Annotated in this window: 16 protein-coding genes and 4 pseudogenes; 12 read left to right on the plus strand and 8 right to left on the minus strand. The window is 72.0% G+C overall.

Annotated features, from left to right (window positions below):
* Positions 1-347: 347 nt before the first annotated feature.
* Entirely contained in the window at positions 348-713 is a 366-nt protein-coding gene (locus ACZ5WK_RS39055) for a hypothetical protein (RefSeq protein ID WP_465555174.1), read from the plus strand.
* Here the strand turns inward: ACZ5WK_RS39055 and ACZ5WK_RS39060 are convergent.
* Entirely contained in the window at positions 649-1,242 is a 594-nt protein-coding gene (locus tag ACZ5WK_RS39060; RefSeq protein ID WP_465555144.1) for a DUF6333 family protein, read from the minus strand. The genes ACZ5WK_RS39055 and ACZ5WK_RS39060 overlap by 65 nt on opposite strands.
* Positions 1,243-1,353: 111 nt before the next feature.
* Between ACZ5WK_RS39060 and ACZ5WK_RS39065 the strand changes: the two genes are divergently transcribed.
* From ACZ5WK_RS39065 to ACZ5WK_RS39095, 7 genes are all read left to right on the plus strand, one after another.
* Entirely contained in the window at positions 1,354-2,157 is an 804-nt protein-coding gene (locus ACZ5WK_RS39065; RefSeq protein WP_465555146.1) for a hypothetical protein, read from the plus strand.
* Between the two features lie 245 nt (positions 2,158-2,402).
* Entirely contained in the window at positions 2,403-2,654 is a 252-nt protein-coding gene (locus ACZ5WK_RS39070) for a hypothetical protein (RefSeq protein WP_465555148.1), read from the plus strand.
* Positions 2,655-3,102: 448 nt separating this feature from the next.
* The gene (locus ACZ5WK_RS39075) at positions 3,103-3,375 is read left to right on the plus strand and encodes a hypothetical protein (RefSeq protein ID WP_465555150.1); all 273 of its coding nucleotides are present in this window, start codon (positions 3,103-3,105) and stop codon (positions 3,373-3,375) included.
* 594 nt (positions 3,376-3,969) lie between these two features.
* Entirely contained in the window at positions 3,970-4,170 is a 201-nt protein-coding gene (locus tag ACZ5WK_RS39080) for a DUF5988 family protein (RefSeq protein ID WP_465555152.1), read from the plus strand.
* Between the two features lie 64 nt (positions 4,171-4,234).
* A complete protein-coding gene (locus tag ACZ5WK_RS39085; protein ID WP_465555154.1) occupies positions 4,235-5,551 on the plus strand; it encodes a beta-ketoacyl synthase N-terminal-like domain-containing protein in 1,317 nt (438 codons plus the stop codon).
* An 83-nt stretch (positions 5,552-5,634) separates the two neighbouring features.
* Positions 5,635-11,943 (plus strand): SDR family NAD(P)-dependent oxidoreductase, encoded by a 6,309-nt coding sequence (locus ACZ5WK_RS39090; protein ID WP_465555156.1) that lies wholly within the window; start codon positions 5,635-5,637, stop codon positions 11,941-11,943.
* A gap of 57 nt (positions 11,944-12,000) precedes the next feature.
* Positions 12,001-12,459 carry a hypothetical protein gene (locus ACZ5WK_RS39095; protein ID WP_465555158.1) on the plus strand — a complete coding sequence of 153 codons (459 nt, stop codon included), beginning with the start codon at positions 12,001-12,003 and terminating at the stop codon, positions 12,457-12,459.
* Positions 12,460-12,818: 359 nt separating this feature from the next.
* On the opposite strand, the gene ACZ5WK_RS39100 is transcribed toward ACZ5WK_RS39095, so the two are convergent.
* Both ACZ5WK_RS39100 and ACZ5WK_RS39105 read right to left on the minus strand, forming a co-directional pair.
* The gene (locus ACZ5WK_RS39100; protein WP_465555160.1) at positions 12,819-13,727 is read right to left on the minus strand and encodes a quinone oxidoreductase family protein; all 909 of its coding nucleotides are present in this window, start codon (positions 13,725-13,727) and stop codon (positions 12,819-12,821) included.
* Positions 13,728-13,842: 115 nt separating this feature from the next.
* A pseudogene (locus tag ACZ5WK_RS39105) lies at positions 13,843-14,415 on the minus strand (oxidoreductase); the annotation flags it as partial.
* Between the two features lie 238 nt (positions 14,416-14,653).
* Between ACZ5WK_RS39105 and ACZ5WK_RS39110 the strand changes: the two are divergent.
* Entirely contained in the window at positions 14,654-16,033 is a 1,380-nt protein-coding gene (locus tag ACZ5WK_RS39110; RefSeq protein ID WP_465555162.1) for a HEAT repeat domain-containing protein, read from the plus strand.
* Between the two features lie 903 nt (positions 16,034-16,936).
* Here the strand turns inward: ACZ5WK_RS39110 and ACZ5WK_RS39115 are convergent.
* Together ACZ5WK_RS39115 and ACZ5WK_RS39120 are read right to left on the minus strand one after the other, a co-directional pair.
* Positions 16,937-17,206, minus strand: a pseudogene (locus tag ACZ5WK_RS39115) (transposase); the annotation flags it as partial.
* Positions 17,207-17,249: 43 nt separating this feature from the next.
* Positions 17,250-17,540: pseudogene (locus ACZ5WK_RS39120) on the minus strand (transposase); the annotation flags it as partial.
* Position 17,541: 1 nt separating this feature from the next.
* Here ACZ5WK_RS39120 and ACZ5WK_RS39125 point away from each other — a divergent pair.
* Both ACZ5WK_RS39125 and ACZ5WK_RS39130 read left to right on the plus strand, forming a co-directional pair.
* Positions 17,542-17,943 (plus strand): annotated as a pseudogene (locus ACZ5WK_RS39125) (transposase); the annotation flags it as partial.
* Between the two features lie 62 nt (positions 17,944-18,005).
* Entirely contained in the window at positions 18,006-18,617 is a 612-nt protein-coding gene (locus ACZ5WK_RS39130; RefSeq protein ID WP_465555164.1) for an SMI1/KNR4 family protein, read from the plus strand.
* 389 nt (positions 18,618-19,006) lie between these two features.
* On the opposite strand, the gene ACZ5WK_RS39135 is transcribed toward ACZ5WK_RS39130, so the two are convergent.
* Positions 19,007-19,204 (minus strand): hypothetical protein, encoded by a 198-nt coding sequence (locus ACZ5WK_RS39135; protein WP_465555166.1) that lies wholly within the window; start codon positions 19,202-19,204, stop codon positions 19,007-19,009.
* 178 nt (positions 19,205-19,382) lie between these two features.
* Positions 19,383-19,523: a hypothetical protein gene (locus tag ACZ5WK_RS39140; RefSeq protein ID WP_465555168.1), complete on the minus strand. Its 141-nt coding sequence runs from the start codon at positions 19,521-19,523 to the stop codon at positions 19,383-19,385.
* Between the two features lie 1,198 nt (positions 19,524-20,721).
* Here ACZ5WK_RS39140 and ACZ5WK_RS39145 point away from each other — a divergent pair.
* A complete protein-coding gene (locus tag ACZ5WK_RS39145) occupies positions 20,722-20,976 on the plus strand; it encodes a hypothetical protein (RefSeq protein ID WP_465555170.1) in 255 nt (84 codons plus the stop codon).
* A gap of 313 nt (positions 20,977-21,289) precedes the next feature.
* On the opposite strand, the gene ACZ5WK_RS39150 is transcribed toward ACZ5WK_RS39145, so the two are convergent.
* Positions 21,290-21,646 carry a hypothetical protein gene (locus ACZ5WK_RS39150; protein WP_465555172.1) on the minus strand — a complete coding sequence of 119 codons (357 nt, stop codon included), beginning with the start codon at positions 21,644-21,646 and terminating at the stop codon, positions 21,290-21,292.
* Positions 21,647-21,877 lie beyond the last annotated feature (231 nt).

Here is a 21,877-nt window from a genome sequence, read left to right on the forward strand (position 1 = left end):
AGACCACGTAGTGCTGCTGCCGGGCCGGCAGGATGCTCTGCGCGCCGGCGGTGCGCCGCAGATGCGCGGGGACGGGGTGGTGGTCGCGGAAGCGGGCGTATCCGATGAGCTTGGCGGCGAGCTTCTCGCCGGCCATGGTGCCGCGGTCGACCTCGACGCACGCCCGGTTGAGAGTCCGGCCGGGGCCGCCGGCCCCGTAGTGCAGCAGGCCGTCGGGGACGATGGCGCCGCCTGGGCCTTTGCCGTAGCGGTGGTAGACCTCGGGCAGGAAGTCCAGCGGCCGGCACTCGTCCCGCCTTCCGGGCGCCGGCGACGAAGGCGGCCTGGGTGCGGGTGATGGCCAGGATGTGCCCGACCCGCAGGCGCGCTTCGGTCTTGTCTTCGGGCAGCGGCGGGGAGGCCACGCCCTCCAGCTCGGGGAAGCGGGCGGCGATCCGCGCGCCCCGCTCGGTCAGGTACCAGGCCCGCAGCTTCCCTGCCTGGGGGAGGACGACGTCCTCGACCAGGCAGGGAAGCTTCTCGACATCTGGGCATGGCGGGCCCAGTGCATGGCGGAGGACGGCATCGTCACCTGCAAGGACTTCGAACAGGGATTGCCCGGCCTTCGGCGTGCGGGTGACACCCCAGTCGCCTTGGGGCGAGTGGATATCACCGAAGACTCGCGCTTGGTCTTCCTTGCCGCAGATCTGGGCTCATGCGTTGCCGTGCTGTAGCACTACGAGGCCGTTGACAGGGGGCTGAGCTGGCCGTTCGCGCAGTTCTGCTCGCCAACGGGTGGCCTGCTGGCGGCAGGCTGACGAACACCAGCGTCGCGTCTCCTCCGGTTTCCGGTCCTTGAGCGACATGGCGCAGGACGACGTGCCGCTCCACGAGCTGGTTCATCGCGGACGTGAGCAGCTCGCTGGCCAGCGCCGGGTCGACGACGTGCACCGGACTGCCCCGGCAGCCGACCGCGACGAGGTCCAGGTCGGCGCGTACGCCGGGCTCCGACACATACTGCTGGAGCCGCTGCGGGAGCTCCTCGAGAACCTCCTCGACCGTTCCCGGCGTCTCGACGAACCGGCGGGCCCGCACCGGATCGTGAGGCGCCGGGCTCGGCGAGCCGCCCGCATCCGCGGCGGGGAAGGGCGGGAACTGCAGGGCCAGTTCGACATGGCTGCTCCGTACCCGCAGGGGCTCGGCGGCCTCGCCGTCAGCGGTGTTCGCGTCCGTTTCCATCAATGCCCGCACAGTAACGCGCATGACTGACAGAAAAGATGACGGTCAATCAGGCAGACAGAACCCCGAGCGGCGCGGCAGGATGGTGGTGCGGCGCGCGGCGGTGCCGGCCGGCGGCCGACGGGGGAGGGGACGATGAAACGGTTGCGCGTCACCGGGGTGACCTATCTCGGCGGGCATCCGCGACACCCGCGCCTGATCGAGGGTCTGCGGCTGGACGTCGCCCTGGCGGGCCTGTCGGTGGGAGGGCCGCTACGCAGCCTGCTCTCCGTGAGGTGGCCGTCGCTCACCTGGCTCTACGTCCTGACAGCGGAGGACGTCGAGGGCAAGGCGCACGGCTGGCGGTTCGAGTTCCTCGACTTCCCGAACCTGACTCGCGCACGGGAGGCCGGCGACGCCGCAAGCGTGATCGGGCTGGGCATCGACGACGTCACCTGTTGGCTGCTCGCGCCGCAGACGCCCGTCCGGGAGCTCAGGACGCGGCTGGCCTCCTGGACGCTCGGCGCCGCCGGCGCCCAGCGGCAGGCGGGCACGGGCGACGCGGGCACGCCGGAACAGGCGGCTCTGCAGGCCGTCGCGGTGTGGCGCGCGGCCGACCTGGGCCGGGAGCCGCTGACCGACCGCAAGACGCTCCACTACCGGCTCGCGGTCGCCGAGCAGCGCCGCCGCAGCGGCGACCTCCTCAGCGCGCTGACGCTGCTCCAACAGCTCGCCACGCAGGCAGTCGAGACCTTCGGCGCGACGGACCAGGCCACCATCGTGGCACGCAACAACCTCGCCTTCGCCCTGGCCGTCGGCGGTTTCCGGCACGAGGCCATCGAGGCGTACTGGGAGATCCTGGACGACCTGGCGGCCGCCGGGATCGTCGACCAGGCCAAGGCGGAGATGTTCGCCCGCCAGAACCTGGCGCGACTGCACGACCCCCACTGGCACCCCTGACAGGCCTCGCCGCCACGACGGCCGGCCTCGGTCCGACCCCGCCGGCCGCCGACGGGATCCGGTCTCGGACTGCTTGTCCTCGTACCGCACTTGCCCTGACCACTGGCTTTGTCTGCCGGGGCAGAACAAAGCGGTTCCGCTGGTGATACCGCCGAACCTGCCGCCACGGGCCTGACCTGCACCGTTCCCCAAGAGGGGAACGGTGTGCACGGGCTGCAGTTCAGCTGCCGACTGCGCGCAGGTTGGTGCGGCGCCGGGCTTCGGCGGCGGCCTGGGCCTTCGCCTTCTCGGCCCGCTTGCGGCACTGCCCGGCGAAGTTCACGGACGAGCGGTGGGCCGAGAAGGAGAAGGTCTGGAACGACGACAGGCTCTGCGCAAGCTGCCGCCAAGCCGACGCCGACCAGAACGCGCTCGAAGCCGCCGAGCGTGAGCGGGCCGCCGCCGAAGCCGCGGCCGCCGAGGCGAAGCGCACCCGCTCCCGGTGGCGCCGACCCTGACTCGGCCTCACCCCGGCGCAGGCCGCTGACCTGCGCCGGGGAGTTTCCCCACCATCCCTGACCTGCCCTGGGGAGTTTCGCCCCGGGGCGCCGGTGAGTTTGCCCGCCCCGGGATGGCCAGCCACTGGTGAGTTTCGGGTGTCGGCGCAGGTCAGCGGCCGGTGAGAACGGGCCGCGCTGCTCCGTATGGGCGGCGGCAAGGTTCCGTACCGGGGCGTGGTGGGCAGAGCCTTCGGCATGACAACTCCCACCCGGCGTCACCGCCGCCGTCTCCGCCGTCAGGACGCCTTTAGCGCCGCTGCTGTTCCGGTCCGTGTCGCGCGGCCGCCGGCCCCGGCCCGGACCGGGGGCGGGTGCTGCCGGACCTGGTCCAGCGAGCACATCTCCCCGGGCGGCATGGTCGTGCGCACCACCTGGCACGAGCCGCCTGCAACACCTGGGGCCGGCCGTGACCGCCACCCCGCCGGGCACCGGCGTCCCGTTCGCCCCCGGTGTGACGGTGGTGCGCCGCGACATCCACCTCGGCAAGGTGTGGACCGCCCAGCCCCACCGGGCGATCTCCGACACCGGCACCCTGCTCGAGATCGGCTACCGGCCCGGGATCAGCGCCCTCGCCCCGACCGCCTGGACCACGGCGCTGCGCACCGGCGACGACACCTCCCGCAAGGACGGCCTGGCCAACCTCGCGGCCGGCACCTGGGAACTGGAGCCGTGGGCCTGACAGCACACGGTCCTGCGCTCCCGCTTCGACACGACCGGCGAGTGGATCTCCCTGCACCACTTCCAGGACCCGGCAACGGGGGAGCCGCTGCGTCTGTACGTCGAGCTGGCGAGACCGGGCTGATCATCAAGGTGCCTGAAGCCGAGCCGGTTGTGGGCGGACGGCGTGAGCAATTCGACTCTTCTGTAGCTGTCGGGCGCGACCCTTTCGGAATCTCGGCTGTGTTGCCGGCCCGAACGTGGAACCTCCCCCTGCGGGAGATTCCAGACCTCACGGCGTGCCGGCTTAAATAATCCGACCATATGAGAAGGTGGCTTGACTCGACGGGCAGGTTTTGCACCCCATCGCACCCCGCCAACTCGGCATAGTCGTGAGCATATAATCCTATTGGCAAGGCCCATTCCTCCCCTTTGGTGCAGGGCGCGTTTCACGGTCCGAGCAGGCCAGGAGAGTCCTGTCCGCCATAATTCGCGCCCGGCGCACTACTCCACCCTGCAGTACCTACTTGCGCCCTTTCAAGGGAGGTTCTTGCACAGATATCGTCAGCTGGTAGGAACGGCACATCATTAGGCTGGAGTGGGGATCATGCCCTGTTTGATTCTCGTCCTCCTGAGGGGATGCCCGGCCGATATCCCGCACGTGTGGGGCTCACCCGCAGGCGGCGCCGAAGAGCCGGTGAAGATCCTCCACGGCAACGGGTACGAGCATTTCGAGTTCACCCAGGAATACGTCGACATCGGGCTGGGACCGATGCCGGTCTATCGCTGGTCGCACCGCACGTTCGTCGCCGAGTAGCCGGCGGCCCCGTCCTTCATCCGACCGGTCCAGCGGACCGCGACTGGCGAAGAGGTGAGCACCGATGGCCAACTTTCCGACCGCACGGGACGTGGTGGTCACTGGCATGGGATTCTGCCTTCCCGGTGGCAGCCGGCCGGTGCTGACCGCCGCGGAGCTGTGGGCCGTGGCCTCCAACGGCCGTTCGCACCTGGAACACCACGGCGTCTACTACGGCGCCGTGAACCTCCCGTCGGCGATGTTCGACGAACTCCTCCCGGACGTCCCGGGGATCTTCTCCCGCCACTACACCGACGCGCACCGCTTCGCGCTGGTGTCCATGGCAAAGGCCTGTGCCGACGCGGGAGTGAACATCCGCGCCGGGGACGCGGCCCACGCGGCGATCCTGGCCGGCCGCGGCGGAATCGACGCCAACGTAGCCTGCTACCTGGCGGTCCTCAACGCCGACGTCGAGACGACGACACCCCAGCAGGCGATGGAACTGTTCGTCAGGGGCCAGCAGGGCCTCACACCCTCCGATGTCGCCCTGGTCCAGGGAGCCCTGACGCGTACGACCGGCCCCTGCTTCACCGTGTCGTGCGGCTGCTCCTCCTCCGCCGTACAGATCGGCAACGCCCGGCGCATGATCGCCGGGGGTGAGGTCGACCTGGCCATCGTCACCGGCGTGGACGTCTTCGGGATCGAGGTGATCCGCAACGTCCAGCGTCTGCTGCACGGCGCCCAGCGAAGCTATGACGCGATCCGGGTGGACGGCATGCCCGACCTCCTGCCGTCGTTCGACCGTCTGATGCGGCCCTACGACCGCCGCGCGGACTGCGTGAACCACGGCGAGGGCTCGGCAACGCTGGTGCTGGAGAGCCGGGAACGCGCGCAGCGGCGCGGAGCACACGTCTACGGCCAGGTTCTCGCCCACGCCATGACCCGTGACGGCCTGTCGAACCCGCTGGCGAGTGACGAGAGCGGCTCCTCGCTGGTCGCCGCGATACGCACCTGCCTCGGGGCGCGGTGGGACATCGCCCAGGTCCCCTACATCCACGGCGGCAGCGACGGTGACGTGGTGGTGACCGCCTTCGAGTCGAACGCCGCCAGAGAGCTGTACGGATCCTCCTCGCCCGAGCTCCTGATGACCTCCCAGGAGGCGTGCTTCGGCCACAACGGCGCTCCGGCGGGCGCCGTCGGGGTCGCCCTGACCCTGCTCATGATCCAGAACGGCGAGGTGTGCCCCACCGCGAACTGCGAGGAGCCCGCCGACAACCTCAGCTTCGACCCCGTTCCCGGCATCCGCACCCGGCCCCTGGACTTCGACTACGCACTGAGCTGCAACTACCAGATCGGGGGCGTCAAGAGCGCCATCCTGCTGGGCAGCCCGGACGCCGTCTGACCGCAGAGCCGGGCACCTCCCGCCGCGCGCTCCCTGCCGTCCGCTCATCCGGACCGACCCCGACCGACGAGGAGGACTCTGCCGTGCGGAACGAACACGAACCGAGGTACGACGATCGGCAGATCGCCGTCGTCGGCATGGGGTGCCGGCTCCCGGGTGACGTGGACTCGCCCGCCTCGCTGTGGCGGCTGCTCGTCGAGGCGCGCGACGCGGTCGGCGAGCCGCCCGCCGGGCGCGCGCAGCTCTCGGGCGGCACGAGCGGCGAGCTGCCGTCACCGGGCGGATATCTGCGGGATGTGGCCGGCTTCGACGCCGACTTCTTCGGCGTCTCCGGCAAGGAGGCCGACGTTCTCGACCCGCAGCACCGGCTGCTGCTGGAGGTGGCCTGGGAGGCGCTGGAGCACGCCGGGCTTCCTCCCGACCGGCTGGCCGGGACCCCGACCGGGCTCTTTGCCGGCCTGAGCTACAACGACTACATGGACGCCCTCGCCGGGCAGCCCAGGGAACTGGAGGGCTCGGTCCTGACGAACGGTCACTGCGTGGCCGCGGGCCGCGTCTCCTACCTGCTCGGGCTGCACGGCCCCTGCGTCGCCCTGGACACCGCCTGCTCCTCCTCGCTGGTGGCACTCCACCTGGCCTGCCAGGCCCTGCGCGACCAGGAGTGCGACCTCGCACTGGCCGGCGGCGTCACCCTCATGCTCCGCTCCAGGACGACCAGGTCGTTCGCCAGGATGGGCATGCTCTCGGCCACCGGGCGCTGCCGCACGTTCGACGCCGGTGCGGACGGTTTCGTACGCGGCGAGGGCTGCGGCGTCGTCGTCCTCAAGCGGTTGTCCGACGCGCTGCAAGGCGGCGATCGCATCCTCGCGATCGTACGCGGGTCGGCGGTCAACCAGGACGGGCGCTCCGACTCGCTGGCCGCGCCGTCCGCCCTCGCGCAGCAGGCCGTGTTCAGGATGGCGCTCGCCCGGGCCGGAACCGATCCCCGCGAGATCGGCATGATCGAGGCGCACGGGACGGGCACACCGGTCGGGGACCCGGTGGAGTTCGAAAGCCTCTCCGCCGTCTACGGCATGGGCCAGGGCCGTTGCGCCCTCGGCTCGGTCAAGACGAACATCGGCCACCTGGAGCCGGCCGCCGGAGTCGTCGGTCTGATCAAGGCGGTGCTCTGCCTCCAGCACGGGCTGATTCCGCCCAACCTGCACTTCACCCGTTGGAACCAGGCGATAGCGCCGACGGGAACGCGACTGTTCGTACCCACCCGCCTCACCGGCTGGCCCACCAGGACACCGGTGCGGCTGGCCGCTGTCTCCTCCTTCGGGTTCTCCGGGACCAACGCGCACGTGATCCTGGAGCAGGCTCCCACCGCCCCCGGCGGGCGGCCGGCTCCGAACCGGCGCGGCGACGCCCCGCCCGAGGTCTTCGTCGTCCCGGCCGGCTCCCGGGGCGCGCTACCCGCCGCCGCCCGGCGGCTCGCCGACTGGCTGGAGGGCGAAGGAGCCGGCTCGCCGCTGCGCGACGTCGCGCACACTCTCGCCCTGCGCCGCTCGGCCGGGCGCGGCCGCCTCGGCGTGGTGGCCTCCTCCCACCGGGAGCTGATCCACGGGCTGCGCTCGTTCGAAGCCGGACGCGCGCACCCCGGCGTGGTCACCGGCTCGGTGGGCGCCGGGATCAGCCGCCGCCCGGTGTGGGTGTTCTCCGGGCAGGGCTCTCAGTGGCCGGGCATGGGACGTGAGCTGCTGCGCCATGAGCCGGCGTTCGCCGCGGCCCTCGCAGAGGTCGACGAACTGATCGCCGCCGAGGCCGACTTCAGCGTGCTCGAACTGCTGCACGCCGAAGGCCGGGTGAGGGCCTCGGGGCGGGTGCAGCCGCTGCTGTTCGCCCTGCAGATCGCGCTGGCCGCCACCTGGCGTGCCCATGGCGTCGAACCCGCCGCCGTCGTCGGCCACTCGATGGGCGAGGTCGCGGCCGCCGTCTGTGCCGGGGCGCTCTCCCCGGCCGACGGCGTTAAGGTGATCTGCCGAAGGTCCGTTCTGATGACCAGGATCAGCGGAGCCGGCGCCATGGCGACCGTGGACCTCGACGCCGCGCAGGTGGAGGCCGAGCTCGCCGCCGCGAACGCCACCGGGTCCGTCTGCACAGCCGTCCTGGCGGCGCCCGGCTCCACGGTCGTCGCCGGGCTCCCGCGCGAGGTGCGGCGGCTGGTCGCGGCCTGGCGGGCACGGGGCGTGAGCGCGCACCTGATCGCCGTGGACGTCGCCTCGCACTGTCCCCAGGTGGAGCCGCTGCTGCCGGAGCTCGCCGCCGCCCTCGCCGACCTCACCCCCAGCCAGCCCGCCCTTCCGTTCTACTCTACGGTCCTGGACGACCCACGCGAGACCCCGCTCTTCGACGCCGCCTACTGGTGCGCCAACCTGCGCCGCCCCGTACGCTTCACGGCCGCCGTCGCCGCCCTGGCGGCCGATCGCCACCAGGTCTTCGTGGAGATCTCCCCCCAGCCCGTGGTGACCCGCGCCGTCAGCCGGACCCTGACCGGCCTGCTGCCCGATCCCGTCGTGCTCCCCACCCTGCGGCGCGAGCAGCACGAGCCGACCACCTTCAGAACCCAGCTCGCCGCGCTGCACTGCGCCGGCGTCAGCGTCGACTGGGCCGCGCTCTACGCCGACGCCCGCCTGACCGACGCGCCCCCGCTCACCTTCGACCGCCGGCGCCACTGGGTCGACACCGTGCCGCCCACCGCCCAGATCCCCCGAGCCACGGACACCACCCTGCCCGGCGCCCACACCGAGGTACCCGGCGCCCAACCGCGCCACTGCTGGCAGGGCGACACCGGCACCGGCGCACTGCCCTGGCTGGCCGACCACCGCGTCCAGGGCGCTCCCGTCCTGCCCGGCGCGGCATACTGCGCACTGGCCCTGACCGCCGCCCGCGAGGTCTTCCCAGCCGGACCGCACCACGCCGAAGCCACCGACATCGCCTTCCACGAGCTGATGACCCTGGCCGACCACACACCCACGAGCACCACCGCCACCCTGGTCGCCCCCGACCGCGCCGACCTCGACATCTTCGGGCGCGGCTCCGACGGCGCCTGGGTAAAGCAGGCCAGCGCGGTGCTGCGCCGCACGGCACCCGCAGCCGTCCCGGCGGCCGTGTCCGTGGCCGAACTGGCCGCACGGCACCCGGTCGCACTCGACCCTGCCACGCTGTACGCGAGCCTGCGGGCCCGCGGGCTGGAGCACGGGCCGGCGTTCACCGGGATCACCGCCCTGCACACCACACCCGAGCGGGACAGCTTCTGGGCCCGCGTCACGACGCCGCCCGAGGCGCACCCGGCCCGGCACCGCCTGCTGGCCCATCCCGTCCTCCTCGACCTGTGCGCACAACTCGTGGTGGCCTGCCTGATCGAGGAACCGGACAGCGGCCTCGTCCTGCCGGTGAGCATCCGCCGCCTGCGGCTCCTCGGTGATCCCGGAACCGCCCGGTACGGCCACGCGCGCATCCGCAGGAGCGACACCACGGGCATCACCGGTGATGTGCTGCTGGTGGACGAGGCGGGGCGGCCCGTGGTCGACGCCGAGGCCGTCCACTTCCTGCGCAAGGGCGGTGCCGAGCGCCCGGACATCGACCGGTGGTTCCTCGAAACCAGCTGGCAGCCCGCCCCTCGGCAGGGGACGAACGCCCCGGGCCCCGCCGGGAACTGGCTGGTCATCGCCGAACCGGGCAGCTCCCCCACCGTCCTGGCCGACGCCCTGCGCGCCGAGCGAGCGAGCGTCGACGTGCTGGAGGCGCCCACGGTGCCCCTCACCCTGGCCCAGCTCAGGGACACCCTCGCCCGTCGCTGGGCCGCCCCTTCAACGGCGCCACGGGCCGTCGTACTGCTCTGCGCGACCCCCGCGTCGCAGGACGACTGCGACCCGGCCGCCCTACGGCGTACCCGGCAGCTGCTCGCCATCGCCCAGGCCGCCGCCGCCCAGAGCGAGCCCCCGCGCCTGTACGCGGTCACCCGCGCCGCCCAGAGCCTGGAACCCGGCCGGCCGGCCGACCCCGGCCACAGCGCCCTGCGCGGCCTGGTCCGCGTCCTGACGTACGAACACCCCGGGCTGCGGGCCACCCTGGTGGACGCCGATCCGGACGACGACGGCCTGCGCGCGGTGTCGCGGGAGCTCCTGGCCTGGGCCCCCGAGGACGAGGTCGCCGTCCGCGGGGGTGTCCGGAGCGTCGCCCGGCTGGTCCACCGGCCGCTCACGGACGGCGAACGCGCGGCGGCGACCACCCGTGCGGTCCGGTACGGCACCGACCGGTTCCGGCTTCGGGCCGGGCGCCTCGGCGACCTCGACTCCCTCGAACTCGCCCTGGCCGCGCGGCGCGCACCCGGCCAGGGGGAAGTCGAACTGCGCGTCCAGGCGGCCGGGGTGAACTTCCGCGACGTGCTCACCACGATGGGTCTGCTCTCCACCGACGAGGACGCCGGGTACCGAATAGGCTTCGAATGCGCGGGCGTCGTCACCGCTGTGGGACCGGGTGTCGACCACGTCCGCACCGGAGACCGGGTGCTCGCCGTCGACCTGCGCGGCGGTACCTTCGCATCCTTCACCACGGTGCCCGCCGCCGCCGTCGCCCCCGTCCCCGCAGGTACCGACCTCTGCGCCGCGGCGGGCATCCCCACCGCGTTCCTCACCGCCTGGTACGCCCTGCGCCACGTCGCCCGGCTCGCCGAGGGCGAGCGGGTCCTGATCCACAGCGCCACGGGCGGGACGGGCCTGGCCGCGATCGCGGTCGCGCGGCTGCTCGGCGGTGAAGTGCTCGCCACCGCGGGCAGCGAGGCCAAACGGGAGTACCTGCGCGACCTGGGGATCCGGCACGTCATGGACTCCCGGTCGCTGGACTTCGCCGGGCAGGCCAGGGCCGCCACCGCGGGGCAGGGTGTCGACGTGGTGCTGAACTCGCTGTCCGGCCGGGCCATCCGAGCCGGGCTGGAGAGCCTGCGACCGTTCGGCCGGTTCGTGGAACTCGGAGTCCGCGACATTCTCGCCGACACCCCGCTCGGCCTCGCACCACTGCGGCACAACATCACCATGAGCGCGGTCGACCTCATCGAGCTGCAGCAGAGCCGCCCGAGAACCTTCGCCACCGCGCTGCGGGAGGTCCTCACCGAGTTCGCCGAGGGCCGGCTCACCCCACTGCCCTGCCGGACCTACCCGCTCGAACGGGCCACCGACGCGTTCCGCCTCATGGCCGGTGCCGGCCACACCGGCAAGCTCGTGCTCACCGTCCCCGACGACGGCGCCACCACCGCCGTGCTGCGCGAGCCGCCACCGCAGGTCCGGGCGGACGGCGCCTACCTGGTCACCGGCGGCCTGCGCGGCGTCGGCCTGGCGACCGCCGGCTGGCTGGCCCGCCAGGGCGCGCGCCACCTCGTTCTCAACGGCCGGACGCCACCGTCCCCGCAGAGCGAGCAGATGCTCACCCGGCTGCGCCGGGACGGCGCCCGGATCACGGTCGTGCTCGGCGACATCGCCGAACCCGGCACCGCCGAACGGCTCCTGGCCGTCGCCGCGGCCGACGGCCTGCCGCTGCGCGGCGTGGTGCACGCCGCGATGGTCCTCGACGACGCCGCGATCACCAACATCACCGACGACCAGCTCCGCCGTGTCTGGCACCCCAAGGTCACCGGCGCCTGGCGCCTGCACGAAGCGACCTCGGGACTGGCCCTCGACTGGTTCGTCGTCTACTCGTCGATGGCCTCCCTGCTCGGCAACCCCGGCCAGGGCGCCTACGCCGCCGCCAACGCCTGGCTGGACGCGTTCGCCACCTGGCGCAGCGCGAGCGGCCTGCGCACCCTCGCCGTCAACTGGGGCCCGTGGGGCGAAACCGGCCTGGCCACCGACTTCGCCGCCCGCGGCTACCGGACCATCGCCACGGAGGTCGGCCTGCGGGCCCTCGCCAGCCTGCTGACCCACGGCCGGGTACGCACCGGCTTCATCCCCGGCGAACCCGACAGCTGGATCCCTGCGGCCGGCCGGCACTCCTCCCTCTTCGCCCTTCTCGCCACCGTCGCGCCGGTGCAGGAGCAGAGCGGCGCCCGCGACATCCACGCCACCCTCCGGTCCATCGGTTCCGCCCTGGCCCGCAGGACCGCGTTGGAGGCCTACCTGGCCGATCACGTCCGCGCCGTCCTCCAGTTCGAGGGCGCCACCCTGGACCCCCAGACGCCGTTGAAGGCGCTCGGTTTCGACTCACTGCTTAGGATCGAGCTGCGGACCCGCCTCGAATCGGACCTAGGCGTCAGGCTCGTCCACGACTTCGTGAGCAGACACCCGACTCTCGCGGACCTCGCCACCGGCATCGCCGAGCAGATGAACCTCGATCTGCGTGCCGAAACCGCCCCCTGAACCGCCGGTGAGACCAGCCGGCCCGCACGGAAGCACATCAACCGGAAGGAAAAGGACATGACCCTCTCCCGACTGGCCAACCGAGTCGCCCTGGCGGCCACGGGCCTGACGCTCGCCGCCCTCCCGCTCGCGGCGCCGCCGGCGGCCTTCGCCGCCGCCTCCCACTCGGTCAGCCTAAGAGTCGGACCGGTGCCGGTCCCGCAGGTCCCGGTCACCGCCTGCGTCGACACCGCGTGTGTGACGACCCCGCCGCTGACCAGCGTGACGCTCACCGCGACCGCCACCGTGAATCACGGCCCGCTGCCCCAGGTGCTGCTCCTGCCCACGCCCTGCCCCAACGGCGGAACGGGAGTCGCGGTCAGCGTGACCAGCCTCCAGCCCACGACCCTCACCCTCTCCGGATCGGTCTCGGGTACGACCACCGGCGGAGGCTCGGTCAGCTACCCCCTGGGCCCCGTGACGGAGACGCTCGTTCCCGGCGCGCCGGGCGTGCTGGTCTCCGCCTGCACGACCTGACGCGGACCACGGCCGCCGCGACTGCCCGAACGAGTCCATGAACGGCACTGCCCCACTGAACGGCACTGCCCCACTCGGCCCAGCACCCCGCCGGACAGGTCCGGCGGGGTGCTGCGCGCTGCGCGGCCCCGGCGGCGGGCGGCCACCGGGCCATCGGGGAACGTCACGGGGGTCTGGGATCTCCTGACGGTCGGTGGGGTGCCCGGCCGGGTACTTCTCCGGCTCCCGGTACGCGCTGTGGCGGATGGCCGACCGGCCCGACCCTGGCACCCGGCCGGTCGTCGTGTTCGGCGACGAGGGCGGCGAGTTCGTGGTCGCCCGCGGCCTGCCCGAGCCGCGGGTGGGACGGCGCTCTCGGGTCAGGGCAGGAGGATGACCTTGCCCCGGACACGGCGGGCCTCGATATCGGCGTGGGCGCGGGCGGCCTCGGCCAGCGGGTAGCTCGCGCCGATCGGGAGGTCGAGCTTGCCGGCGGCGGCGAGTGTGGCCAGCTCCGCCAGCGCCTGCCCGAGGCGGTCGGCGGGGCCACCGGTGCTGAAGCGGACCCCGTGCTCGGCAGCGGTCATGTCGGCGATGGTGATCACCCGGGCCGCATCGCCGGTCAGCGCGACGGAGTCGGCGAGCACGCCCGCTCCGGAGGTGTCGAAGATGCGGTCCACGCCCTGCGGCGCGGCCGTCTTCACCCGCTCCACCCAGCCCTCGCCGTACCGGACGGCGCTGGCGCCGAGCGCGGTGAGCCGCTCGAGGTCGTCCTCGCCGGCGGTGGCGACGACGGCGATGCCACGGGCGACGGCGAGCTGGACCGCGATCGTGCCGACGGATCCGCCCCCGCCGTGGATCAGCAGGGTCTCGCCCGCCGCCACGCCCAGCTGGTGCAGACCGCGGTGGGCGGTCTCACCCACCGTCACCAGGGCGGCAGCCGTTTCGAAGGAGACCTCCGTCGGCTTCGGCACCGGCTGCTGCAGCAGCGCGTACTCGCTGTAGCCGCCGCCCAGGGCGACGCCGAAGACCTCGTCGCCGACCGAGGCGGTCGCGCCCTCGCCGGCCCGGTCGACGACGCCGGCCACGTCCAGGCCCGGCCGTACCGGGAACTGCGCCGGGCGGGCGCCGGCCATCCTGCCCGAGCGGACCTTCAGGTCGATCGGGTTGACGGAGGCTGCCCGGACGTTGATCCGGACCTGGCCCGGGCCCGGCTCGGGGGCGTCGACCTCGGTCAGGGTGAGCACGTCCGGACCGCCGTAGCTCGAGTAGGTGATCGCGTGGGACATCGGAACTCCAAGAGGGGGAGACACGGGTGGGAGGTCGCCTGCATCACAAGAGTGGCGTGACGGGAGCGGGACATCCCGGCGGCAGGCCGTGAAGCCCGGGCCGCGCGGGCCATGGTCAGGTGGTGAGGGCAGGGTAGTCGGTGTAGCCGCGGTGGTCGCCGCCGTAGAAGGTGGCCGGGCCCGGCGTGTCGAACGGGCCGCCGGCCGCCGGCCGGGCCGGCAGGTCGGGGTTGGCCAGGAACAGCGCACCGTAGGCCACCATGTCCGCAGCTCCGTCCTGGATCAGCTTCAGCGCCTCGGGACCTGTGACCCCGGGTGGGTGAAGGGGGTGAGGACGAACGTGCCGGGCCAGGCCTTGCGCAGCCGGTTGGTCAGGTCGCCGTCCGGGCCCACCAACAGGTGCAGGCAGGCCAGGTCAAGGCCGGCGATCCGCTCCAGCAGCGCCTCGTACACCTCGGCCGGGTTGTCCTCGGCGATGTCGTTGTACGGGTTCCCGGGCGAGACCCGCAGGCCCACCCGGTGGCCGCCGATCGCCTCGGCCACAGCGGTGACGACCTCGACGGCGAAGCGGATCCGGCCCTCGATCCCTCCGCCCCAGGCGTCGGTGCGCCGGCTGCTGTCCGGCGCCAGGAACTGGTGGATCAGGTAGCCCGTTGGCGCCGTGGAACTCCACGCCGTCGAACCCGGCTCTTGATGGCGTCGTATATGGGAAGCGGCAAGTTGGTCGGTTCCGGCAGGATGACGCGGTGGACTTCTTCTTCCGTCGTCAGCAGCCCCTCTCGCAGCCGTCCCCGGGCACGGAGGCCTTGGAGCGTGTCCGGCTGGCGGTTGCCGGGCCACGGGCTCGGGAAGGAGGTGCGCTCGAGGAGCTGACCGCCGCGTTGCTGGAGGTCGGCTCGGCCGGGCAGCTTGAGGATTCGCTTGAGGTGCTGCGTGTGCTGACGGAGCGTCCGGCGCTGCTGCTGCGCCTGGATGCCTTCATACGACGGGAGTCGTGGTATTCGACGCGCCCGGCCCCCTCGCTCACCGAGGCCGACCCGGTCGTACTCGCCCTGGCTGCCTCGCACGCTGATGGCCGAGTTCGCGAGCGCGTGGTGCGGCGGATGCTGAACCAGCCGCACCCCGAGATGATGCCGTTTCTCGTCCTGCGGACCAGCGACTGGGTCCGGCAGGTCCGGGAGCCGGCGTGCGCGGGTCTGGCCGTGCTGCTCCACGAGAACACCCTGCTGGCCACCCCCGCGACCGTGCGCACGACTCTGCTGGTCAACCGGCGTCGGCGCGGCTCCTTCGCCCACGGTCAACTGCGCGCGTCGCTGCTGGACGAGTCGGGCACGGCTTTGTCCGGAAGGCTTCTCACGGCCCCCGCGCCGTTGGTGCGTCGCTTCGTCCTCGACACCGCCGCGCACCGCCTCGGGCTTCGTGACCTCGCCGTCCTCGCCGAGAGCGACCCCGACCGGCAGGTCAGGGCCCGGGCCGCCGAGGCCGCCGCCCGGCAGGCGGTGTGGACCGACCAGGTCGAGCTGCTGCGGCGTCTGGCCCGCAGCCGTCACGCCGAGGCACGGATCACCGCCCTCACAGGGCTGATGCGCACCGGTTCCCCCCAGGACGTGGTGCCGTTCCTCGACGACCCGTCCGCGCTGGTGCGGGCCCTGGCGCGGGAGGCGGCACGCCGCACCGGTACGGATTCACTGGCGTACTACCGCGCGGCCGTCCAGGCCGCCGAACCGCAGGTCGGGGCGGTCGCAGGGCTGGCCGAGACCGGTAGCCGGGCTGACGGCCCACTGCTCACCGCCTTGCTGGACAACCCGGCCCCTCAGGTCCGCGTCCACGCGCTGCGCGCCCTGCGGAGCCTGGACGCGGTGTCCGTCCCCCGGGTCACGGTGCTCCTTCGGGACGGCTCTACCGCCGTGGTCAAGGAGGCCGCTATCACCCTCGCCCCCACTGCCACCCAGCTGCCTGCCGACCTGCTGTGGGACATGCTCGCCGACCCGCAGCGGCCGGCGGTGCGACGGGCCGGCTACCGATTGCTGAGCCGGCGCGACCGCCTCACCTCACTGCGCGCCGCCCTCCTCGTGAGCGGCGATGCCCACCCCCGACTCGCTGCCCAGGGCAAGACCGACGCCACCACGCAGATCCGCGCCCTGGCCCCGCACCCCTGGCGCACCCGCCCGGTCCCATCCCTCGACCCCAGCCCCGCACAGGCCGCCGAACTGCTCGCCCTGGCGGAGCAGCGCTGTACCGAGATCACCGAGGGCGTGGTGCAGCTGCTGCGTGACGTACTTCGCCTGGCGCCTGGCAGCCGGTAGCCGAGACGGGCGGGCGCACACCAGCAGGCCGAATCGCTGCGCTGCGCCAGAACCGATTGGACGCCTGGTCGTGTTCGGCGTGTGGTCTTCACCGGATTCGGCGTAGGCATTCACCCCTGGCCGGCGGACGGCCCGCTGGTCAGAGCTCCCGCAGCTGGGCCCTGGCGCACGGCCTGCCCAGGACCCGGCGAAGGCGTCGCGCCGAGGCTACGGTGAAGAACCCGCCGACCGTTTGGCCTTTTCGGCTCTGGTGAAACGTCGCCTGCCGAGCTTCCCTTCGATCGGGTGCTGTCATGCGGCGTGTCGGGATGAGACCGGGAGAGGGAGGACAGCCTGCTGCTGAAAGGGGACCGCCAGCTTTGAGGGTTCGCGGGTCTCGTGCCGTCGACAGGTGGGGGAGTGGTGGTGGCTCTGGATCCGCCTGGGTCGGTGCCGGAGCGGCCCACCGCAGTGACCCGGGGTGAACGGGAAGCTGCGATGGCCCGGTTGATGGATCTGCCGCCTCGCGGCCCCTCCCCGGGCCCGGTTGGTCGTTACTCCGGAGATCCGGCGTCTGTTGGCGTTGTGGGGAGGCAATGTCTCGGCTGCCACCGCGAAGTGGTGGCTCGCGCAGCGGATGATCCCGAAGTAGGGCCTGTACTGTCGCTGTCGGCCCTGCACCGTGCTGTGGTACGGGATCTGTCGGTGGGGGAGCAGGCGGGTCTGTGGGGTGGGGAGGCGGCCCGGCGGGCACATGACGTGTTCGGGAAACGGCCCGCCGCGTGGAGGAACGCGTGCTGGGAGGGCGATCACAAGCATGTGCCGGTGCAGGTCGATGTCGAGGGCGAGTCGGCGTGTCCGTGGATCACGTGGTTCATCGAGTGCGCCACTGAAGTTGAATTCGTGATGTCGGTCCGTGGGTTATCAACCGTCCATGATCAGGCCAGTGACGGCGAGGCATCCGTCGATGATGAGGTGGGGTCGGTACTGGATCTGCTTCAGGCTGCGCTTGACGGCTCGGGCGAGCTGGTCGAGGTTGGCGGCGGCGAGGTTGCCGATTGTGCGCTTGACCAGCGACCAGATGCCCTCCCGTGGATTGAGGTCCGGTGCGTAGGAGGGGAATTGGAAGACGGTCAGCCAGTCCTTGCTCGCCTGGACGAACTCCTGCGTCGGCGGCATCAGGTGGGCGCGCAGGGGTCGTGTCCCATGAAGTGGTGTAGCGGTCGTAGACCAACGGTCATGAAGTGGACGGGAGTTCGTCGCAGCCGAGGTTGGCGGGGTAGATCTTCTCCATGCTGGCCTCGGGCAGGTAGCGGCGAGGGAACGCGATCCATTCAGAGTGCATCTCGAAGAGCACAGCGGTGACCAGCCGTAGGAGCGCGTCGTCGTTGGGGAAGACCTGGACGACATCGGTGCGGCGCTTGATCTCGCGGTTGATCCGCTCCAGCGGGTTGGTGGACTGGATCTTCTTCCAATGTCGATCGGGGAAGGCCGCGAAGGCGGTCAGGTCGTCCTTGGCCTCCTGCAGCCTCAGCTTCCCCGGCCTCGGCGTCCAGCTCGCCGCCCGGGTTCTCGCGGAGATCGGCGACGACCGGACCCGCTTTGCCGACGCCCGAGGCCTCAAGGCCTACGCCGGATCCGCGCCGATCACCCGGGCCTCCGGCAAGAAGAGCTATGTCGGCAGACGCATGGTGAAGAACGACCGGCTCATGCACGCCGGCTTCCTCTGGGCCTTCTCCTCGCTCCGCGGCTCGCCGGGTGCCGACGCCCACTACCGCCGCCGACGCGAGCACGGAGACTGGCATGCCGGCGCCCAACGCAACCTCCTGAACCGCCTGCTGGGCCAGCTCTTCCACTGCCTCCAGAACCGCCTGACCTTCGACGAGAGCACCGCCTTTCCTGCACCGGCTCTTGTTGCATCCGCAGCCTGACCAGCCGTTTCAGTGCTGCACGGCTTGAGCTGTTGACACATCGGTGAGGCGGACTGCCCACCATGACAACGGCTGATCACGATGTCCCGACCGCCTGGGGCCGCATCGAAACCTGGCTCGCCGCGCACACCCGACGGGGCCCCTTGCGGCCTGCGTCGGATGCCGCGCGCCTGGACACGTTCGAAGCGGACCTCGGCGCGCCGCTACCTGCGGACCTACGAGCCTGGTGGCTGCTGTCCGACGTTAGTGCGAACTACTGGATTCCTGACGAGTTCGCTCCGGTCTCGCTGGACGAGGCCTTGGAGACCCACGAGATCTGGTTGCTGGTCGCCGAGCAGGAAGGCGATTCGTTCGACGACAACGGTCAGCCCGAGGCGCGTTATCTGCGTGAGTTCATGCCGATCGCGCTGAGCCCCGGCGGTGACGGACTGATCGTCGACCTGCGACCCGGTGCCACCCGCGGAGCGGTACTCCTCTGGGACCACGAGAGCTGGATCCTGGATGTCCCTCATTGGGCCGCGGTCACCTTGATGCTCCAGGACATCGCCCAAGCCCTGGAGGCCGGGACGCCCGTGCTGCTGAGCCATGCAGCCCTGGGCGGCTCCCAGGCGCCCGGCATTGCCGCAGTCGACGGCGAACTCGATCTTGCCTGGCAAACCACCAGCGCGCGTTAGGGCGCTTTAGCTTGACGCCTTAGCACCCTGAGATGTCTTCTCCGAGCCCGCCACCGACACCCCCGTCCAGTCGTCCGGCGGGGCCCGGCTCCTCGCGGTCGAGCGGGCCCCCTTCCTGGAGCCGGCCGCCGCCGAGGTGCCCGAGGCGCCCGCGGTGCCGACCTCCCGTCGTCGGCTCGGCCCCGGCGGCCTGGTCGTCTCCGCAGTACCGGACGACCGGAACTGACCTCGCAGCGACCTGCCGCCCGGGCACCCCGGGCGGCTGGTGAGAACGTCGTCCGCGCCGGTGAGTTCGACCGGTGAGTTTCGCCCGCCGAAACTCACCGCCGCAGGTCACAGCAGTGGCCCGCCGCCCCGGAGACGGAGCGGCGGGCCACCAGGCCGGACGGCTACCCCTGGAACTCGGCGCTCTTCACGCCGTAGAACGTGGCGTTCGCCGGCCGGTTCTTCTCCAGCTCGTCGGCCAGCTGCGTCCACCCCTCGCCGCGCCGCACCACTCCGAGGAACTTACCCAGCGCCTCCTTGTCGTCCCACAGCTCCTGCGCCGCGCTGATGATCAGCGACTTGAGCCGCTCGTTCTCGCTCACTGCGTTCCCCTCCCCATCGTTGGACACGCACAGCCCTACCCGCCGGTGACCGCCGCTGAACTCTCCGTGAGCGGACTGCGCGGGGGCGCGCAGTCCGCTCACGCACCCGCCGTCGGGAGCCGGTGAGTTCGGCGTGGGACGGCCGGTGAGTTCCGCAGTCCAAACTCCCCATCGCAGGTCAGGAGCGGTGCGCGACGGCACGCAGTGGGAGGTCGCGGAGCTCCTGGTGCTCCTGCCCGTCGGCCGCCGCGCTCTCCTCGACGATGTCCTCGGATCCGACCGCGGCCTGAACGCCGGCGCGCAGTGCGTACGCACCCATCCCGGCCGGGTCCGGGCGGGTGCGTACGCTCCCGCACTTCCTCGGGCGGGTGCCTGCGCAAGCGCGCCGGTGCTTCTGCGCAAGCGGCCTGTGCGCTGCGCAACGGCATGCGCAAGGCACCCATGCGCACCTGCGCAAGGCCGGTCGGTGGGTGGCCGGGGCGGGCCTGTCCGGGGTGCCGGTTACGAGCCGGATCATGGAACAGAGTTTCGACGCGCGAGGAATCCCGGCCGACGGCGGAAAGACGCGCGAGGAAACTCCGCCGTCGACGGAATCGACGCGCGAGGAATCGACGCGGAACCCGAAGCGCCTACCTGCCCGGAGTGCGGCACTCCGCTGTGCGCCTCCGGCTCCGGCCGCAGGCCCGTCTACTGCGGTCGAGCGTGTTCCTCGAAGGCGTACCGTCGGCGCCGCTCGGAGGACCAGCCGGACGCCGTCGCGGACGCCCTCATTTCCTCGCGCGTCGATATCCCGGCCGCGCCGGACGGCAGCGCCCGCGAACTGCTGGAGCTGGCCGCCGCCGTCCAGCGCGGCGCGGCCCGCTACCTTCAGCGGCTCGATGAGGCCCGCCAGGGCGGCGAGGACCCGGGCGGCGACCGTGCCCTGGAGCTGCTGGAGACCAGCGTCACCGGGGCGACGCAGCGCCTGCTTCGCAAGGCCCACGTGCTGCGCTACGAGATGGTCTCCGCCCGGGGCCGGGCCGCGCGCGAGGCCATCGCCGCGGCTGCCGTACCCACCGACCCCGGCCGTGCCGCTGCACCCGCCGAGACCCAGGCCCAATCGTCGCGCGTCGAAACCACCCTCCCGGACGCCGAGGTCGTCCCCGATCCGCAGCCGGTCGTCCCGGACCGCCGCGAGACCTCCAACGCCGCCCGGCCGGCTGCCCCGGCCGGGACCGGGCTGTCCCCGATCCCGCCGTCACGCTGCCCGGTCCCCGGGTCATCGTTTCCTCGCGCGTCGAAACCGCCGGTCCCGCACTCGGCACCGCGCAGATGCTGCACCCCCTCGCCCCGCCCGCGCAGCGCCCCGGCAGCGCTGAAAAGTGCAGCGCCCGCTGTCGAGTCGGTGCAGCAGCCGGCCCTGGCCGACCTGACCCTCGACCCGCAGACCTCTGAGCAGGCTCCGGTTGTTCCCGACCAGCTGCGCCTGGCGCTCGCCGCGGAACGCACTTCGGTGTCGCCGCTCGCCCGGGGCCTGGGTGCTTCGACCGACCTGGCGACTGCCGGACAGCGACCTGGTGGTGGAGGGGTGGGCCGCCGATTCCGACCTGTTCGCCGTCCGGCGCCCGGACCGCCGGCTGATGGGCTGGGTCGCCAAGGCTGGGGACGGCTGGGGCAGCTACATCGACGGCAGTCTGGTCATCGACGCGGTCGACGGCGACCCCTGGCTATCCCGGGACGCGCAGCACGCCGTCTCCCTGCTCCGGGCCGCACTCGACCAACAGAGCGCCTGATGCCGCCCGGCATCCGCCGGGGGGCCGCCGCGCTTGCTCAGCTCGCCCAGCGTGACCGCCGCCTGGGACAAGGCTGTGACACCCTCTGCCCCAGCAATCAGCGCGTGCCTGATTCGCTGGGACAGTCCCAGGACATTTCCCCAGGTCACGATGCTTTGTGCCGGACCTGGGACAAGGGTGAGACAGCCGACCGTCCGGACCGCTGTCCTCTGACACGCGATCTTGACCGATTGCCACATGATCTTGACCAAATGCCAGGTATCTGCCACGTGCTCGTGGCGCTCGGCGGACACCGTTGACTGCCCGCCGGCCGCTACCTCCGGTCTCGCCACTCTGCCGAGGGGAGGTGGGTCTCCGTGTAGTCACCGATCCGGTCCGCCCAGAAGGCGCCGACGAGCACCGGCCTGGTGAGGAGGACGTCGTCGGCCCGCTGGGAGGCGCCGAAGAGTCCCAGCTCCTCCGAGGCGAGGTCTCCCAGGTAGGTGTACTGCAGGAAAATGTCGCGGGCGTTCGTGTACTCGGTGAGATCGGCGGCGAGCCGGGACGGCGCGCGGCCCACCAGCGGCAGCCCGTCCAGAAAGACCTGGGGGCCGCGCAGCGCGTCGACGGCAACCCCCACCAGGCGCCCGGCACTGAAGCGGCCGTTCTCTCGTGCTTCGTGACTCGACATCTCGAAGCGTGGAGAACGGCCGTCTCCGCTGTCCCGGGAAGAACCGCAGATCAGCAGGTCGGGTGACCCGCGAGGTTAAACAACAAGCTGAGAAGCCGTATCTCAACCGAACGTGATTCGTTGATTTCTGCTGGTTGTGTGCCACGAACGCTGAAGGGGGCGTCGATGTAGGAGCTTCTGGACGCGGTGCTGTGCGAGAGATGGAGGTAGGTCCTCCGGGGTCGCCCTGCA

The sequence above is a fragment of the Kitasatospora sp. NPDC032757 genome (assembly GCF_055579305.1).

Excerpts from the sequence above, each read along its gene's own strand:
- ACZ5WK_RS39130 (WP_465555164.1), top strand. The coding sequence starts at position 18,006 with ATGACAACGGCTGATCACGATGTCCCGACCGCCTGGGGCCGCATCGAA.
- ACZ5WK_RS39065 (WP_465555146.1), top strand. The coding sequence starts at position 1,354 with ATGAAACGGTTGCGCGTCACCGGGGTGACCTATCTCGGCGGGCATCCG.
- ACZ5WK_RS39140 (WP_465555168.1), bottom strand. The coding sequence starts at position 19,523 with ATGGGTGCGTACGCACTGCGCGCCGGCGTTCAGGCCGCGGTCGGATCC.
- ACZ5WK_RS39100 (WP_465555160.1), bottom strand. The coding sequence starts at position 13,727 with ATGTCCCACGCGATCACCTACTCGAGCTACGGCGGTCCGGACGTGCTC.
- ACZ5WK_RS39150 (WP_465555172.1), bottom strand. The coding sequence starts at position 21,646 with ATGTCGAGTCACGAAGCACGAGAGAACGGCCGCTTCAGTGCCGGGCGC.
- ACZ5WK_RS39060 (WP_465555144.1), bottom strand. The coding sequence starts at position 1,242 with ATGCGCGTTACTGTGCGGGCATTGATGGAAACGGACGCGAACACCGCT.
- ACZ5WK_RS39085 (WP_465555154.1), top strand. The coding sequence starts at position 4,235 with ATGGCCAACTTTCCGACCGCACGGGACGTGGTGGTCACTGGCATGGGA.
- ACZ5WK_RS39095 (WP_465555158.1), top strand. The coding sequence starts at position 12,001 with ATGACCCTCTCCCGACTGGCCAACCGAGTCGCCCTGGCGGCCACGGGC.